Source organism: Streptomyces enissocaesilis (genome assembly GCF_039533765.1).
In the GTDB taxonomy this organism is placed as follows: domain Bacteria; phylum Actinomycetota; class Actinomycetes; order Streptomycetales; family Streptomycetaceae; genus Streptomyces; species Streptomyces enissocaesilis.
Genome location: NZ_BAAAUD010000029.1, coordinates 109,321 through 124,999, shown reverse-complemented (window position 1 = coordinate 124,999; position 15,679 = coordinate 109,321). Strand labels below are relative to the sequence as shown.

Annotated in this window: 13 protein-coding genes; 4 read left to right on the top strand and 9 right to left on the bottom strand. The window is 73.1% G+C overall.

All coding sequences use genetic code 11. The features are described from left to right. The coding region (locus tag ABD374_RS13785; RefSeq protein ID WP_486388627.1) for a SigE family RNA polymerase sigma factor at window positions 1-828 on the top strand (828 nt) is incomplete at its 5' end. Between the two features lie 116 nt (window positions 829-944). Here the strand turns inward: ABD374_RS13785 and sucD are convergent. The 8 genes from sucD to ABD374_RS13745 form a co-directional block, all read right to left on the bottom strand. Continuing rightward, entirely contained in the window at window positions 945-1,829 is an 885-nt protein-coding gene (gene sucD / locus ABD374_RS13780) for a succinate--CoA ligase subunit alpha (protein WP_344494913.1), read from the bottom strand. 19 nt (window positions 1,830-1,848) lie between these two features. After that, a complete protein-coding gene (gene sucC, locus ABD374_RS13775) occupies window positions 1,849-3,027 on the bottom strand; it encodes an ADP-forming succinate--CoA ligase subunit beta (RefSeq protein WP_344494911.1) in 1,179 nt (392 codons plus the stop codon). A gap of 340 nt (window positions 3,028-3,367) precedes the next feature. Continuing rightward, window positions 3,368-4,345: a hypothetical protein gene (locus tag ABD374_RS13770; protein WP_344494909.1), complete on the bottom strand. Its 978-nt coding sequence runs from the start codon at window positions 4,343-4,345 to the stop codon at window positions 3,368-3,370. Window positions 4,346-4,452: 107 nt separating this feature from the next. Further along, window positions 4,453-5,355, bottom strand: coding sequence for a hypothetical protein (locus tag ABD374_RS13765; protein ID WP_344494907.1), 903 nt, complete (start codon window positions 5,353-5,355; stop codon window positions 4,453-4,455). A 120-nt stretch (window positions 5,356-5,475) separates the two neighbouring features. Further along, complete coding sequence (locus ABD374_RS13760; protein WP_344494905.1) at window positions 5,476-6,726, bottom strand: VWA domain-containing protein; 1,251 nt, start codon at window positions 6,724-6,726, stop codon at window positions 5,476-5,478. Further along, entirely contained in the window at window positions 6,723-9,092 is a 2,370-nt protein-coding gene (locus tag ABD374_RS13755) for a DUF5682 family protein (protein ID WP_344494903.1), read from the bottom strand. The genes ABD374_RS13760 and ABD374_RS13755 overlap by 4 nt, the downstream gene beginning before the upstream one ends. After that, window positions 9,089-10,210: an ATP-binding protein gene (locus ABD374_RS13750; RefSeq protein WP_344494901.1), complete on the bottom strand. Its 1,122-nt coding sequence runs from the start codon at window positions 10,208-10,210 to the stop codon at window positions 9,089-9,091. Before ABD374_RS13750 ends, ABD374_RS13755 begins: the two co-directional genes overlap by 4 nt. A 103-nt stretch (window positions 10,211-10,313) precedes the next feature. After that, window positions 10,314-10,739, bottom strand: a complete 426-nt coding sequence (locus ABD374_RS13745) for a hypothetical protein (protein WP_344494899.1) — start codon at window positions 10,737-10,739, stop codon at window positions 10,314-10,316. 133 nt (window positions 10,740-10,872) lie between these two features. Here ABD374_RS13745 and ABD374_RS13740 point away from each other — a divergent pair, with 133 nt between their 5' ends. Next, a complete protein-coding gene (locus ABD374_RS13740) occupies window positions 10,873-12,246 on the top strand; it encodes an SWIM zinc finger family protein (protein WP_344494897.1) in 1,374 nt (457 codons plus the stop codon). Between the two features lie 16 nt (window positions 12,247-12,262). Beyond that, window positions 12,263-14,023 carry a DUF5691 domain-containing protein gene (locus ABD374_RS13735; protein WP_344494895.1) on the top strand — a complete coding sequence of 587 codons (1,761 nt, stop codon included), beginning with the start codon at window positions 12,263-12,265 and terminating at the stop codon, window positions 14,021-14,023. Between the two features lie 20 nt (window positions 14,024-14,043). On the opposite strand, the gene icmB is transcribed toward ABD374_RS13735, so the two are convergent. After that, complete coding sequence (gene icmB, locus ABD374_RS13730) at window positions 14,044-14,457, bottom strand: coenzyme B12-dependent isobutyryl CoA mutase small subunit (RefSeq protein ID WP_344494893.1); 414 nt, start codon at window positions 14,455-14,457, stop codon at window positions 14,044-14,046. Between the two features lie 361 nt (window positions 14,458-14,818). On the opposite strand from icmB, the gene ABD374_RS13725 reads away from it, so the two are divergent. Further along, complete coding sequence (locus ABD374_RS13725; RefSeq protein WP_344494891.1) at window positions 14,819-15,670, top strand: esterase/lipase family protein; 852 nt, start codon at window positions 14,819-14,821, stop codon at window positions 15,668-15,670. The last annotated feature ends 9 nt before the right edge of the window (window positions 15,671-15,679 follow it).

Below are 15,679 nucleotides of genomic sequence, written 5' to 3'. Positions count from 1 at the left end.
CCCCCCACCCCCGCCCAGGCCTTCGACGCCCTCTACACCCGCTCGGCCCCCGCCGTCCTGGCCCAGACCTACCTCCTCACCGGAAGCCGGAGCCTCTCCCGCGAGTCCGTCGAGTACGCCTTCCACCTCGCGTGGCAGCGCTGGCCCGAGGTGGCCACCGACCGCGACCCGGCGGGCTGGATCAGGGCGGCGGCACACGAGTACGCGACCTCCCCCTGGCACCGGCTGCGCCCCACCCGCAAGCGCCCCGACCGGCCCCCCGGCGACCGCGACCGCCGGGTGCTGCTCGACGCGCTGCTGGCCCTGCCGCCCCGGCACCGCCGCACCCTCCTGCTGTACGACGGCCTCGGCCTGGACCTCCCCGACACGGCGGCCGAGACCGAGGCGAGCACCCCGGCCACCGCGAACCGCCTGCTCAACGCACGCGCCGCGGTCGCCCGGCGGCTGCCGGCACTCGCGAGCGCCCGCACCCCCGCCGAACAGTCCGCGCTGTTCCACGAGCGCCTCAACGACCTCGCGGAGACCGGGCCGGTACCGCCCCTCAGGCTGCCGCCCGCCCACGCCGTACGGACGGGGAGCGAGCGCAGGACACGCTTCTGGACGCGCGCGACCACCTTCTTCACCGCGGCGATCATCGGCGCCACAGGATTCACCCTCACCACAGCACCCACGCGGTACGAACCCCCGCCCACGCCCGGCGAACCCGTCGGCGGCGTCCCGGTGTACGCCGGCCCGCAGACGCTCTCGCCCCAGGACGAGGAACTGCGCGACAAGCTCCGCGCCGATCCGATGAACGGCCCGCACCGCCTGGTCCCGGAGACCCACTGACCGGCTGACCGAACGCGGACGGGCCCGTACCCCCTCCTCAGGGGATACGGGCCCGCACCGGACCACCGGAAGGCGAACGCGAGCGCAGAAGCAAGCGCGAGCGCCGAAGCGGCGTACTAGCCGGCCAGAATGGCGCGCGCCAGCTTGGCCGTCTCGGTCGGCGTCTTGCCGACCTTGACGCCCGCGGCCTCGAGGGCTTCCTTCTTGGCCTGTGCGGTGCCAGAAGAACCGGACACGATCGCGCCGGCGTGACCCATCGTCTTGCCCTCGGGGGCGGTGAAGCCCGCGACATAGCCCACGACCGGCTTCGTCACGTTCTTCGCGATGTAGTCCGCGGCACGCTCCTCGGCGTCGCCACCGATCTCACCGATCATCACGATCAGGTCGGTCTCGGGGTCGGCCTCGAACGCCGCGAGGGCGTCGATGTGCGTCGTACCGATGACCGGGTCGCCACCGATGCCGACGGCGGAGGAGAAGCCGATGTCACGGAGCTCGTACATCATCTGGTAGGTCAGCGTGCCCGACTTGGACACGAGACCGATGCGGCCGGGCTTGGTGATGTCGCCCGGGATGATGCCGGCGTTGGACTGGCCCGGGGTGATGAGACCGGGGCAGTTCGGGCCGATGATCCGCGTCTTGTTGCCCTTCGAACCCGCGTACGCCCAGAAGGCGGCGGAGTCGTGGACGGCGATGCCCTCGGTGATCACGACGGCGAGCGGGATCTCGGCGTCGATCGCCTCGACGACGGCGGCCTTCGCGAAGGCCGGCGGCACGAAGAGGACGGACACGTCGGCGCCCGTCTTCTCCATCGCCTCCTTGACGGAGCCGAAGACCGGTACCTCGGTGCCGTCGAAGTCGACGGACGTGCCGGCCTTGCGCGGGTTCACGCCACCGACGATGTTGGTGCCGTCGGCCAGCATGAGCTTGGTGTGCTTCATGCCGGTCGCGCCGGTCATGCCCTGGACGATGACCTTGGATTCCTTGGTCAGGAAGATAGCCATGGTGTTCTGACCTCGTCCCTTACTTCGCAGCCGCGAGCTCGGCGGCCTTGTCGGCCGCGCCGTCCATGGTGTCCACGCGCTGCACGAGCGGGTGGTTGGCGTCGGAGAGGATCTTGCGACCGAGCTCCGCGTTGTTGCCGTCGAGACGCACGACCAGCGGCTTGGTGACTTCCTCGCCCTTGGTCTTGAGCAGCTCCAGGGCCTGGACGATGCCGTTGGCGACCTCGTCACAGGCGGTGATGCCACCGAAGACGTTGACGAACACGGACTTGACGTCCGGGTCGCCGAGGATGATCTCCAGGCCGTTCGCCATGACCTCGGCGGAGGCGCCGCCACCGATGTCGAGGAAGTTGGCGGGCTTCACGTTGCCGTGGTTCTCACCGGCGTACGCGACGACGTCCAGGGTCGACATGACCAGACCGGCGCCGTTGCCGATGATGCCGACCTCGCCGTCGAGCTTGACGTAGTTGAGGTTCTTGGCCTTGGCGGCAGCCTCGAGCGGGTTGGCTGCGGCCTTGTCCTCGAGCGCCTCGTGGTCGGGCTGGCGGAAGCCGGCGTTCTCGTCGAGAGACACCTTTCCGTCCAGCGCGATGATGCGGCCGTCGGCGAGCTTCGCGAGCGGGTTGACCTCGACGAGGAGCGCGTCCTCGGCGACGAAGGTGTCCCACAGGGTCACCAGCACCTCGGCGACGCCCTCGGCGACCTCGGCCGGGAACTTCGCCTGGGCGACGATCTCGCGGGCCTTCTCGATGGTCACGCCCTCGACGGCGTTGACCGGCACCTTCGCGAGGGCCTCGGGGGTCTTCTCCGCGACCTCCTCGATGTCCATGCCGCCCTGGACGGACGCCATGGCGAGGAAGGTGCGGTTGGTCCGGTCGAGGAGGTACGAGACGTAGTACTCCTCGGCGATCTCCGGAGCGGTCTCGGCGATCATCACCTTGTGGACCGTGTGGCCCTTGATGTCCATGCCGAGGATGTCCGTCGAACGGGCGACAGCCTCGTCCGGGGTGGCGGCCAGCTTCACGCCGCCGGCCTTGCCGCGGCCACCGACCTTGACCTGGGCCTTGACGACCGACTTGCCGCCCATACGCTCGGTGGCCTCGCGCGCCGCCTCAGGCGTCTCGATGACTTCACCGGCCAGCACCGGTACACCGTGCTTGGCGAAGAGGTCCCTCGCCTGATACTCGAACAGGTCCACGCGCGTTCCGTCCTTGTGATCGCGGTTTTTTGTCTGCGTGGGCGTGCCGCGAGGGCAACGTGACAGCGCTGTCACAAGGGAGGCGTACACGGTGTCCGATACGCGGCATGTCCGTCTCGCAGGTTATCCCCGTGACCCGTGGGTCCGTAAATCGCAGATCACACCTGGGCGGTGATACCGGTCACAGGCCGTACGCGCGACCGCGTCGGCAGAGACCGGCAGGGACCGGCAGGGGGCAGCGGCGGGCCGGTAGTGGACCGGCCGCGGACACGGGACCGGGCGGCCCCCACCCCAATGAGGACCGCCCGGGGAACTTCGGACCGCGTGTCGGACGCCGGGCTCAGATGCCCTGGGTCAGGTACGACGCGTACCCCGGCGTGACCGAGGAGAGCGCGTCCTGGGCGCCGGAGACGGCGTTGCCGGCGAGCGGGGTCGAGGCGACCGTGCCCGACAGGTCCTGCGCGAACGGCTGGACCTCGGACACCACACCGCCCGCGAACGGCGTCACGTCGCCCACGACACCGTGCGCGAAGGTGTGGGCGCTGCCGCCGACGCCGTACGCGACCGGCTGGACGTGGTCGACGACGGTGTCGACGAGCGGCTGGACCGCGCCGACGACGCCGCCCACGAACGGGTGGACCTCGGAGACGACGCCGTCGGCGAACGGTGTCACGTCGCCGACGACCCCGTGCGCGAAGGGCGTCACGTCGCCGACCGCGCCCTGGACGAGACCGCCGACGTCACCGACCGCCTGCCCGGCGACCGGGAGCACACCGTCCACGGCGCGGGCGGCGATGGGCGGCAGGGTGTCCTGGGCGACGGCGTGGGCGAGCGGGGTGGCGTCGGTGACCGCACCCTGGGCGTGGCCCTGCGCCAGGGCCGGGGCCTGCTCGGCCTCGGAGGCGAAGGCGGAGAGCGGACCGAAGAGGTAGTCGACCTCGTCCTGGGCGTCGGCTATGGAGGGCGCGTCGGCCACGGAAGGGGCGGCGGGCAGGCCGTACGCCGGCAGCTGGGCCTCGGCGTACTGGTGGGCCTGCTCGGCGACACCCTGCACGTCGTGGTGGTGTACGTCGCGCTGCACATCGTGCACGGCGTGCGCGGCGTCCTCGACGTCGGCATCGACGTCCTCGACGTCGATGTCCGCGACCTTGACGTCCTCGACGGTCTTGACGTCCTCGACCGCGTCGGAAACCGCGTCCGGGGTGGACAGCGGCACCGAGACGGGCAGCTCGGCCGCACTGGCGGCAGCGGTACCGAGGGCCCACATGCCGCCGGCGGTGGCGGCGACGGCGATGGAACGGCGGATGTTCTTGTTCATGCTTGCGTCAGATCCTTCGAATGCGTTCGGCTGTCCGGAGGTTTCCGGATGGCGGGCAGACCTGTCCCGCCCCCGCGCGGCAGGTCATTGAGCGGGGACGGTCTGCCCTAGCCGGGGAATTCGAGGATTTCGTGCGGCCTGTCGTACGTCGGCGCGGCCGTTGCCGGCAACGTGGCCCCGCGCACCAGCGCGAACCGGAGGCCGTCCGTGAACGCGGCCGCGTGCTGATCGCCGGAGCGCGGCGCGCTCCCGTCTCCGGCGGCCTGCCGGACGCCGTCACCGCACGGCCCGGCGGGTGCCTGTACGGGCGTCTCCCCGCACTTGGCGCGGTCCGCGCTCCGGGGCGGCGTGTCGCCGTGACGCCGGTCGGGGGCGTACGGATGACCGCCCCCACCCCCACCGCTGCCGACCGGGGCCGCGGTGTGGGCCGTGGGCCCGCTCCCGGCTCGCTGCGCCCGGTCGCCGGAGTCCTGGTGCGCGGAGTTCGCAGAGTTCACGGGCTTCTCCGGCGCTGCGGGCGCCTCGGACACGGGCGCCTCGGACGCGGGCAACTCGGACGCGGGTGTCTCAGGCACCGGCAATTCCGGTACCGGAAGCTCAGGCACCGGAAGCTCAGGCACCGGCGCCACGATCACCGGCAGCGGCACGGCCGGCCGATGCCCGGTGACACGGTCCTTCAGCTCACCGACCGGCCGGACGACGCGCCGTACGACCTCGGCCACCGGCTCTGCCGTCTCACGCACGGCCTGGGCGGCCCCGCCCACCACCGGTTGCCGCAGCTCCTGCCCCGGCAGTTCCGGTTCCGGCAGTTCCGGCTTCAGTACCGGGGCCACGACAGCGGTGGCGTCGTGGGGCAGCGGCGGCGCCTCGACGGCGTACGCCTGCCCGCCCCACAGGAAGCCCAACGCCAGCAGGCCGCCCAGGAACAGCACCACCCGCAGCGCACGCCTCCGTCCCGCCCGGCGCGGTACGCGCGGGACGGTGACGGGGAGAGCAACCACGGCAGTCAAGAGGAACGGCGCCTTCGCAAGGGTTCGCAGGGATTTACAGGAGTGCGCGGAGTCCGCAGAGGAACGGAACGACGGCAGATGCTCGCACGAGCCTCCCGGGGTCGCGCAAGTCGCCCCCCGCTAATGACTGGACATGTCCGGTATGGGTAGCGGTCGTTTCTCGATCGCCGCAGCCATCACCTCCGGAAAAAGGTCCGGCGTACAGGCGAAGGCAGGGGCGCCGAGGGCCGCCAGGGCCGCGGCGTGCTCACGGTCGTAGGCGGGGGCGCCTTCGTCGGAGAGCGCGAGCAGGGTGACGAACTGCACGCCCGACGCCTTCATCGCCGCGACCCGCTTCAGCATCTCGTCCCGTATGCCGCCCTCGTAGAGGTCGCTGATGAGGACGACCACGGTGTCGGCGGGCCGGGAGATCCGCGACTGGCAGTACGCGAGGGCGCGGTTGATGTCCGTACCTCCGCCCAGCTGGGTGCCGAAGAGGACGTCGACCGGGTCGTCCAGTTCGTCGGTGAGGTCGACGACGGCGGTGTCGAAGACGACGAGACGGGTGTTGATCGCGCGCATGGATGCCAGGACCGCGCCGAAGACCGACGCGTAGACGACGGATGCGGCCATCGACCCGGACTGGTCGATGCACAGGACGACGTCCTTCTTCACGGACTGCGCCGCCCGCCCGTATCCGACGAGCCGTTCGGGTACGACGGTCCCGTACTCGGGGAGGTAGTTCTTGAGGTTGGCCCGGATCGTACGGTTCCAGTCGATGTCCCGGTGCCGGGGTCGGCTGATGCGGGCGCTGCGGTCGAGGGCACCGGTGAGCGTGGCCCTGGTGCGGGTCGCGAGGCGCTTCTCCAGGTCCTCGACGACCTTGCGCACGACGACGCGTGCCGTTTCCCGGGTCGTCTCGGGCATCGCCTTGTTGAGCGAGAGCAGCGTCCCGACGAGATGGACGTCCGCCTCGACGGCCTCCAGCATCTCCGGCTCCAGGAGCAGCGCCGACAACCCCAGACGCTCCATGGCGTCACGCTGCATGACCTGCACGACGGAGCTCGGGAAGTACGTACGGATGTCGCCGAGCCAGCGCGCCACGGACGGCGCGGAGGCGCCGAGCCCGGCCGAGCGGCCGGCCGGACTGCCGCCGGAGCGGCCGGCGCCGCGCCCGCCGCCGTAGAGCGCGGCGAGCGCCCCGTCCATGGAGGCGTCCCGCCCGTCGAGCGCGCATCCGGTTCCGTCGCCCCCCTCCGCGCCCAGCACGAGCCGCCAGCGCCGAAGCCGCTCCCCGCTCCCTTCATTCGCCCTCACGTCCCCCGCCTCCACATCCCCCGTCTTCGCGTCCCCGCTCACTCTCGCGCTCGCGCTTATGTTCATCGGGTTCATCGGGCCTCCCCTACCGGTTCCTCGTGGTCCGCGCCCAGCAGGAGCCGCAGCACCGGCAGTACGGCGTCGGCGCGCTCCTCGTCGAGTCCGGGGCCGAAGCCGGGCGCACCGGGCTCCGTCCGCACCGGGCGCGCGGCGGTCGGGCCGCGCCGGACCAGTTCGCCCAGCGTGCGCCGCACTCCCGGCTCGTACGCCGAGAACGTGCGGCGCAGCAGCGGCAGTACGCCGGTGAACGCCTCGTCCGGCACACCGGTCAGCCAGGTGTCGACGAGGCCCAGGAGCCGTTCGTCGTGCACGAGGAGCATTCCTCCGCCGGAGGCTCCGCCGACGAAGCCCTCGATCCAGGCCGCGGCGTCGGCCGGCGGGGCGCCGGGCGAGAGGGCCAGCCCCATGAGGCGCGCCGCCTCGTCCTCCGCGAGCCGTCCGTCGTCCAGCAGCAGCCGCACCGCCCGGCCCCGGATCACCCCGCCGACGGCGTCCCGCCCGGCGAGCCCGCGGAGCACCGACGACCAACGCCCGCGCAGGTCGCTGAGGTTGCTGAGCTGGCTGAGCTCGCCCGGTCCGGCCCCGGCCAGGAGGCCGATCGCCGTGTGGACCGCGTCGAGGTGGCGGCGCATGTCCGCCGCACCGTCCGCGTCGAGACCGGTACAGGCGGGCGGCAGCCCTACGCAGATCCGCTCGGCGAGACCCACCGCGACCTCGCCGAGCGCGGCCGTGTCCGTGCCGCGCACATCGCCGTACCGCAGCGAGCGGGCGAGCGCGGGCAGGGCCTGGGCCAGGTGGCCGACGTCCGCGTCCAGCGCGGCGCGGTCGGCGAGGGCCCGCATCACCACGGGCAGGGCGTCGGGCAGTCCGGCCAGCAGGCACCGCTCGGCGAGGGCGGTGACGTCGGCGAGCACGGTGGCCGACACGGCCTGGGACTCGGCCCTGGCGGTGGCCGCGGAGAGCACCGTGGTGCCCCATACCCCGGCCTCCGCGACCCGTACCGAGAGCTCGGGCTCCCAGCGCAGCCGCCAGGTCTCCCGGAACGTTCCCGTGCTCCCCCGCGCCGCGGTCGGCTCGCCCCAGCCGACGGACAGGAGCCGCAGCCGGTGCAGCAGCAGGCTGCGCGCCGCGTCGGTCTCCTTGCGCAGGTCGAGTTCGAGCTCCCGTTCCTGCGGCTCCGGCTTGAGCCGCAGGCTGCGCTGGGTCCGGGTGAGGTCGCGCTGCAACGGTACGGCGGGCGCCGTGTCCGGGACCTCGCCCAGTACGTCGCCGACGACGAGCCTGTCGTGCACGAGCGCGAGCGGTACGTCGGAGCCCTCGCACATCACGGCCCGGACCGCGTCGGTCGTTTCGGTGAGCCCCGCGAGCGGGCGGCCGCGCAGGACGGCGAGCGTCCCGGCGAGCCGGACGGCCTCGATGACGTGGGCGGAGGAGACCATCCGGTCCTCGTCCCGCAGCAGCCCCGCGACCTTGGTCATCCAGCGTTCGACAGGGCGGTCGGGGGCGTCGAAGAGGTGCCCGTACCAGCCGGGCGACTCGATGCCCGCGCCGTACCCGCTGCGCCGGGCCAGCCTGCGGTGGGTCCAGGGCACCCAGGTCGTCTCGGTCCTGACCCTGGGCAGGCCTTTCAGCAGCGCCCGGTCGGCGGTGACGGTCGAGACCTTCGCGCCGAGTGCCGGCAGGTGCCACGCGCCGCAGACGACGGCGAAGTCGTCGCCGAACTCCTTGCGCGCGGAGCGGAGCTGGAGCCTCATGTACGCCTCGCGCACCCGGTCGCGGGTGTGCCCGCCGTCTCCGTACGTCTCGCGCAGGGCGCCCATGGCCTCGGCGAGCGCCTCGAACGGCGCGAACGGACCGGCTTCCCCACCTCCGCTCCCGCTCCCGCCCCCGTCCCTGTCTCCGCCCCCGTCCCCGCGGTGCTCGACCACGTCCTCCCACCACCGCTCCGGATCGTCGTACCCGGCGGCCTCCGCGAGCACCCCGACCGGATCGACGGCAAGGGACTCCGCGACCTCGCCCTCCGCGTCCCTCTCCCCCGCCCCTTCCCTCTCCTCCGCCAGTGCCAGGGAGTGCGCCGCCGGAAGGTCGACGAAGCGGACCGGTACGCCGTGTCCGAGAGCCCACCGGATCGCGACCCACTCGGGGGAGAACTCGGCCAGCGGCCAGAATGCGGCCCGCCGCGGGTCGTCGGTGACGTGCGCGAGCAGGGCGACGGGCGGCCGCATCGCCTCGTCGGCCGCGAGCGGCAGCAGGGCATCGCCCTCGGGCGGCCCCTCGACCAGTACGGCCCGGGGCCGCGCGGCGTCGAGCGCCCGGCGCACCGCACGGGCCGAGCCGGGCCCGTGGTGGCGCACGCCCAGCAACAGCGGGCCGGACCTCATCCCGAGACCTCCCGGCAGGCGCGGTAGAAGTCCTTCCAGCCGTCCCGCTCGCGGACGACCGTCTCCAGGTACTCCTGCCAGACGACGCGGTCGGCCGCCGGGTCGCGCACGACCGCGCCGAGGATGCCGGCCGCCACGTCGCCGGAGCGCAGCACCCCGTCCCCGAAGTGCGCGGCGAGGGCCAGGCCACCGGTGACGACGGAGATCGCCTCCGCCGTGGACAGCGTTCCCGAGGGGGACTTGACCTTCGTACGGCCGTCGGTCGTGATGCCGTCGCGCAGCTCGCGGAAGACGGTGACGACACGCCGGATCTCGTCGAAGCCGTCGGGCGCGGCCGGCAGGTCGAGGGAGCGCCCTATCTGGCCGACGCGCCGCGCCACGATGTCGACCTCGGCCTCCGCCGTCTCGGGCAGCGGCAGCACCACGGTGTTGAACCGGCGGCGCAGCGCGCTGGAGAGGTCGTTGACCCCGCGGTCGCGGTCGTTGGCGGTGGCGATGAGGTTGAAGCCGCGGACGGCCTGCTGCTCCTGGCCCAGCTCGGGGATGGGCAGGGTCTTCTCCGACAGGATCGTGATCAGGGTGTCCTGCACGTCGGCCGGGATGCGGGTGAGCTCCTCGACCCGCGCGGTCATGCCGTCGGCCATGGCCCGCATGACGGGGCTGGGCACGAGCGCGTCGCGGCTGGGCCCGTGCGCGAGCAGCCGGGCGTAGTTCCAGCCGTAGCGGATGGCTTCCTCGGGCGTCCCCGCCGTGCCCTGCACGAGCAGGGTCGAGTCGCCGCTGATGGCGGCGGCGAGGTGTTCGGACACCCAGGTCTTGGCGGTGCCGGGGACGCCGAGCAGCAGCAGTGCCCGGTCGGTGGCGAGCGTGGTGACGGCGACTTCGACGATCCGGCGCGGCCCCACGTACTTGGGCGTGATCACCGTGCCGTCGGACAGGGTCCCGCCGAGCAGGTACGTGGCCACGGCCCACGGCGAGAGCCGCCACCTGGCGGGCCGCGGCCGGTCGTCGGCCGCGGCCAGCGCCTCGAGCTCGTCGGCGAACGCGTCCTCGGCGTGCGGCCGCAGAGCCTCGCCGGTGTCCGTACGTGCGACAGCGTCGGTTTCGGGCACGGTCATGGATCCCCCTCCAGATTTCCCGGATGTGGGATCCACCGTGCACCACGCCACTGACAATCGGCCGCAGCCGCAGGTCAGGGCCCACCCGCCGAGCCCGCGGAAGTTACTGCGCGACCGGGGAGACCGCGATGCAGCCGAGCAGGGCCTTCTCGCCGGCCGCCTCCTTGATCGTCTTGCCCTTGTAGACGACCTTGCAGGTCAGGTCGGCGGTGTCCGTGATGCTGATCGGGGACACGGCGGGCGGCATGATGCCGCGCAGCGTGACCGTCTTCTTCCACGGCAGCGCGGGCTTCTTGACCGACACCATCTTCGGGTCCATGGCCGTGCCTCCACCGCCCGCGTACTCGATGGACTCGACGTCCTTGCCGGTGACCTCGTACGTGACTTCGTACTTCTCGTCGACGGCCTTGTCGACCTGCTCGACGCCCTCGTTCTTGGCGGCTTCGGTCACTTCGGAGCAGGCGCCCAGGCCGAACGTGAGGCCGGTGACGGCTGCGGCGCAGACAGCGGTACGAACGATGCGGTTCATGCGTGATCCCCCCGGATCTGTAGATGAGGAGATCGCACCCAATCGCAAAGGCGAAGTAGAGTCAAGTTGCGGCCGGTTGCGCGAACCCGCAGGTCAGCACCGATTGTCAGTGGTGGCCCGTAGCGTCTTTCCCATGAATCAGCAGGGGGTGCGCTGGACTGCGGAACAGGTGCTGGCCTTGGCTCCTGACGACGCGTCACGCAGAGCGGGAAGCAGGCTCGGTACGGCCGGGCCGTGGTCGGAGGCCGGAAGCAGCGGTTCGGGGGCCGTGTGGGGGCTGTGCAAGGGCAGCGGCAGCATGCCCCACCGGACGGTGGTCGACACGGCGGGCGCCGGCCCCGCCTTCATGTGCAGCTGCCCGAGCCGGAAGTTTCCGTGCAAGCACGCGCTGGGCCTGCTGCTGCTCTGGGCCGGGGACGAGGCGGCCGTGCGGGACACGGAGGCGCTGCCGGACTGGGCCGGGGAGTGGGTGGAGGCCCGCAGGAAACAGGCCGGGCAGAAACGGGACCGGGGCAGGCCGGACGGCGGGCCGGGACCGTCCGCCGGGGCGGCCGGGACCGGGGCGGCGGGACGCAGGGCCGAGCAGCGCGCCGAGCGGATCACCCTGGGGGCCGTGGAGTTGGAGCAGCGCCTGACCGATCTACTGCGCGGCGGTCTCGCCACCGCCGAGCAGACGGGTTACGGGCTGTGGGAGGAGACGGCCCGCCGCATGGTCGACGCCCAGGCGCCGGGACTGGCGGCGCGGGTCAGGGAGTTGGGCGCCGTACCGGCGTCGGGGCCCGGCTGGCCCGCGCGGCTGCTGGAGGAGTGCGCGCTGCTGCATCTGCTGGACGCCGCCTGGATGGGCCGCGACCGGCTGCCGGAGCCGCTGGCCGCCACCGTGCGGACACGCGTCGGCCTCACCGCGCCCGCCGGGGGTCCGCCGGTCCGGGACCAGTGGCTGGTGCTCGCCCAGTACGACACCGCCGACGGCAAGCTGGTCACGCGCCGCATCTGGCTGCACGGCAGGGAGTCCGGGCGTACGGCGCTGGTGCTGTCCTTCGGCGCCGGGGGCCGCGCGCCCGAAGTCGCCCTGCCCGCCGGCCTGATGCTCGACGCCGAGCTCACGTACTACCCCGGCGGGGGGCGGCTCAGGGCGGACGTGGGCGACCGGTTCGCCCTCCCGGTCCCGATCGACGCCCCGCCGCCCGGCATCGGCAGCGCCGAGGCGGTCGGTGCCTACGGAAGGGCCCTGCGTGACGACCCGTGGCTCGACTCCTGGCCGGTGACACTGGGCCGCGTCATACCGGTCCCCTCCGGCGACACCTGGCAACTGGCCGACGCGGAAACGGATTCGGCCCTGCCCGTCGACCCCGCGGCGCTGTCCCGCCCCGGGCTGTGGAAGCTCGTCGCCCTGTCGGGCGGCGGCCCCGTCACGGTCTTCGGCGAGTGCGGCCACCGCGGCTTCACTCCGCTGACGGCCTGGGCCGACGGCTCGGCGGAGACCGTCCCGCTCATCGAAACCTGACCGTACGGAGGGACCGATGACCATCCACACCACCAGCACGGCGGCAGGCACCACGGCGGCGGACGCCAAGACCGCGGACGCCACGGCCGTGGACGCCACGACGACGGACGCCTGGGAAGAGCTCGTCACCACCGCGCTGCTCGGCACCGACCGCCGTACGCCGCCGCCCGGTGCCGCGGTGCCCGGCAAGGACGCCCCGGCCGCGCTGCTCGACGCCGCCGCGCGGCAGACCGTACGCCGCAGGGCGGGCCTCCTCCCGGCGCGCGCCGCGTCACGCCCCGAGCCCGCGCCGCACGATCCGCGCCCCCCGCTGCCCGAGGCCGCCCGTCGCCGGCTCACCCAGCTGCTGGCCGGCCGGTCCTCGTCCCCCGCCGCTACCGGCGGGCGGCGCGGCACCGCCCCCGACCTCACCGAGCTGCTCCCCCAGTGGCTCGGCGCCGCGAACCGGCACCGTTTCCAGGCACCGCCCGCCCTGCTCCCCGCGCTGCTGGACGCCGCCCGGGCCCGTACCGACCTGCGACCGCAGGCCCTCGCCTTCGCCGGGCCGCGCGGGCTGTGGCTGGCCGGGTTCAACGCGGACTGGCGGTTCGCGCTGCGCGGCGCGTCGGGCGGCTGCGCGCTGCCCGACCCCCGGGACACGGCAGCCGTGCGGCAGCTGTGGGAGGAGGGCCTGTTCGCGGAGCGCGTCGGCCTTCTCGCCGCCGTCCGCGCCCACGACCCGGGCACCGCGCTCGCGCTGCTCGCCGGCACCTGGCCCACCGAGCGCGCCGAGGACCGTCTGATGTTCCTCGACTCCCTGCGCACCGGCCTCTCGAGCACGGACGAGCCCTTCCTGGAGCAGGCCCTGTCCGACCGCAGCCGCAATGTGCGGGCCACCGCCGCCGAACTGCTCTCCGCACTGCCCGGTTCCGCGCTGGCCGCCCGGATGGCCGCCCGTGCCACCACCTGCGTCAGCCCGGACCGCTCCGGCCGCGCGGCCGGCGGCGAGCGCATCGCCGTGGAGGCCCCGCACGAATGCGACGCGGACATGCAGCGCGACGGCGTGTCGCCCAGACCGCCGGCGGGCCGGGGCGAGCGGTCCTGGTGGCTGGGCCAGCTGGTCGAGTCCGCGCCGTTGCACGCCTGGCAGCACCGGTTCGGTGGCCGTACGCCACAGGAGATCGTCGCCCTGCCCGTGGGCGACGGCTGGAAGGAGGAGCTGCACGCCGCCTGGTGCCGCGCCGCGGTGCGCCAGCGGGACGCCGCCTGGTCCCGCGCCCTGCTCGGCGCGCCGTCCACGCCGCCGGCCACCGGCCCCGGCACGTCGTCCCTCGCCGAACGCGCGAAGCTGCTGGCCACCCTGGAGGACGGTGAGCGGGCCGAGTGGGTGGCCGCGTTCATCGCGGCGCACGGCCTCTCCGAGGCGTTCCAACTGCTCGGGGTGTGCACCGTGCCCTGGGCGGAGCCGCTCGGCCGCGCGGTGGTCGACGCACTCGACATCGCGCGGGACGCGGGGAGCTACCCCTGGAGCTTCAGCGGGGTCATGGGCCTGGCCGAGCGTTGCCTCGACCCCGGCGAGGCCGGCCGCCTGGAGATCCTCACGGCGACACCGGACGAGCAGGAGGACGCGTCACCCGGGGCGGGCGGCTACTGGTCGGAAGCGTTCCAGCGTCTCGTCGGCACCCTGCGCCTCAGAGCCGCGATGCTCTCGGAGCTGTCGGAGGGCCGGGCCGCCGGCCCGGACTCCCCCGCCCCCGCCGCCGGAGGGGCCGCACCCTCCGGCCCCTCCGACGGCTGAGACCGTGCCTACGCCTACGCCTACGCCTGGGCCGCCTGACGGACGTGGGTGTTGACCCAGTCCACGATCGACTGCGTGGTCGCACCCGGCGTGAAGATCGCCGCGACACCCTTCTCCTTCAGCGGCGCGATGTCCGCCTCCGGGATGATGCCGCCGCCGAAGACCTTGATGTCCTCCGCGTCGCGCTGCTCGAGCAGCTCGATGACCTTCACGAAGAGCGTGTTGTGCGCACCCGAGAGGATCGACAGGCCGATCGCGTCGGCGTCCTCCTGAATGGCGGTGTCCACGATCTGTTCGGGCGTCTGGTGGAGCCCGGTGTAGATGACCTCCATACCGGCGTCGCGCAGAGCCCGCGCGATGACCTTCGCCCCACGATCGTGTCCGTCGAGTCCCGGCTTGGCGACCACCACACGGATCGGCCCGGTCACACCCATCACTGCCTCCATGTACCGACTGCGCCGTCATTGGCACGCGCCCCGCACCGATGAGGACGGGGAAGTGAACGAACGTTATCGACAGCATCCCGCACCCGCCCGTTTCACGGTGGGCAGGGAGGGGGAAATCACACATGGGACATGTTCGCTATGCGTCGTTCCTGCCTCATCAGGCGCCGCAGCGGCATCAGCCGAGGCAGTCGGGACGCTCGCAAGGGGAGCCGCGACGAGGTCGCCGTGCCACCGCACCGTCAGCCGCACGGCCCGGTGGCACGGCCCACCGATTTCCTCAGCACGGCGCCCCGACGAGGGCACACGGGGGGCCGGAGCCGTCTCCCCGCGTGCCGTTCGGAGGTCGGCCATGAGGGTCCTGCCCTTCTTCTTTCCGCCTTGTCCGTTCCCACCGCGCCTGTCGGCCGCGCTCCTGCGAGCCACCGCCCTGGAGTTCGCCATCCTCGCCGGGCACCTGGTCCTCTACCCGTCCGGCATCGCCCAGGAGCGCCGGCACGACGTCGGCGCACTCCCCTCTCCGGCCCCCGTGGAGCCCGGGGCCACGCGTCTTCCCGCCACCGGCCCCGACCACCCTCCCGTGGTACTGCTCCACGGCTTCGCCGACAACCGCTCCGTCTTCGTCCTGCTGCGCCGGTCCCTGACCCGGCACGGCTGGCACCATCTGGAGCCCCTCAACTACTCGCTGCTGACCTGCGACATCCGCACCGCGGCCGAGTTGCTCGGCCGCCATGTCGAGGAGATCTGCGACCGTACGGGCCACCCCCGGGTCGACATCGTCGGTCACAGCCTCGGCGGCCTGATCGCCCGTTATTACGTACAGCGACTGGGCGGAGACGCGCGCGTGCGCACCCTCGTCACCCTCGGCACTCCGCACGCCGGCACCGGCGTCGCTCCGCCGATGAGCGCCCACCCCCTCGTGCGGCAGATGCGCCCCGGCTCCGACGTGATCGAGGAGCTGCGCGAGCCCGCGCCCGCCTGCCGGACACGGTTCGTGAGCTTCTGGAGCGATCTCGACCAGGTGATGGTCCCGGTCGATGCGGCGTGCGTCAGCCACCCGGACCTCATCGCCCGGAACGTACGGGTGACAGGAATCGGCCATCTCGCCCTGCCCGTCCATCCGGCGGTCGCCGCCGGGATCCGGCAGGCGCTCGAGGAGCAGGACACGGGCGCGGGCGCATCCGGCACGGCCTCCGTCGCCTGACCTCCGCCC

Bases quoted from the DNA above. Each gene is read 5' to 3' on its own strand.
- ABD374_RS13755 (WP_344494903.1), bottom strand. From the start codon at position 9,092: ATGAGGTCCGGCCCGCTGTTGCTGGGCGTGCGCCACCACGGGCCCGGC.
- ABD374_RS13735 (WP_344494895.1), top strand. From the start codon at position 12,263: ATGACCATCCACACCACCAGCACGGCGGCAGGCACCACGGCGGCGGAC.
- ABD374_RS13725 (WP_344494891.1), top strand. From the start codon at position 14,819: ATGAGGGTCCTGCCCTTCTTCTTTCCGCCTTGTCCGTTCCCACCGCGC.
- ABD374_RS13770 (WP_344494909.1), bottom strand. From the start codon at position 4,345: ATGAACAAGAACATCCGCCGTTCCATCGCCGTCGCCGCCACCGCCGGC.
- ABD374_RS13760 (WP_344494905.1), bottom strand. From the start codon at position 6,726: ATGAACCCGATGAACATAAGCGCGAGCGCGAGAGTGAGCGGGGACGCG.
- sucD (WP_344494913.1), bottom strand. From the start codon at position 1,829: ATGGCTATCTTCCTGACCAAGGAATCCAAGGTCATCGTCCAGGGCATG.
- icmB (WP_344494893.1), bottom strand. From the start codon at position 14,457: ATGGGTGTGACCGGGCCGATCCGTGTGGTGGTCGCCAAGCCGGGACTC.
- ABD374_RS13740 (WP_344494897.1), top strand. From the start codon at position 10,873: ATGAATCAGCAGGGGGTGCGCTGGACTGCGGAACAGGTGCTGGCCTTG.
- ABD374_RS13745 (WP_344494899.1), bottom strand. From the start codon at position 10,739: ATGAACCGCATCGTTCGTACCGCTGTCTGCGCCGCAGCCGTCACCGGC.
- ABD374_RS13750 (WP_344494901.1), bottom strand. From the start codon at position 10,210: ATGACCGTGCCCGAAACCGACGCTGTCGCACGTACGGACACCGGCGAG.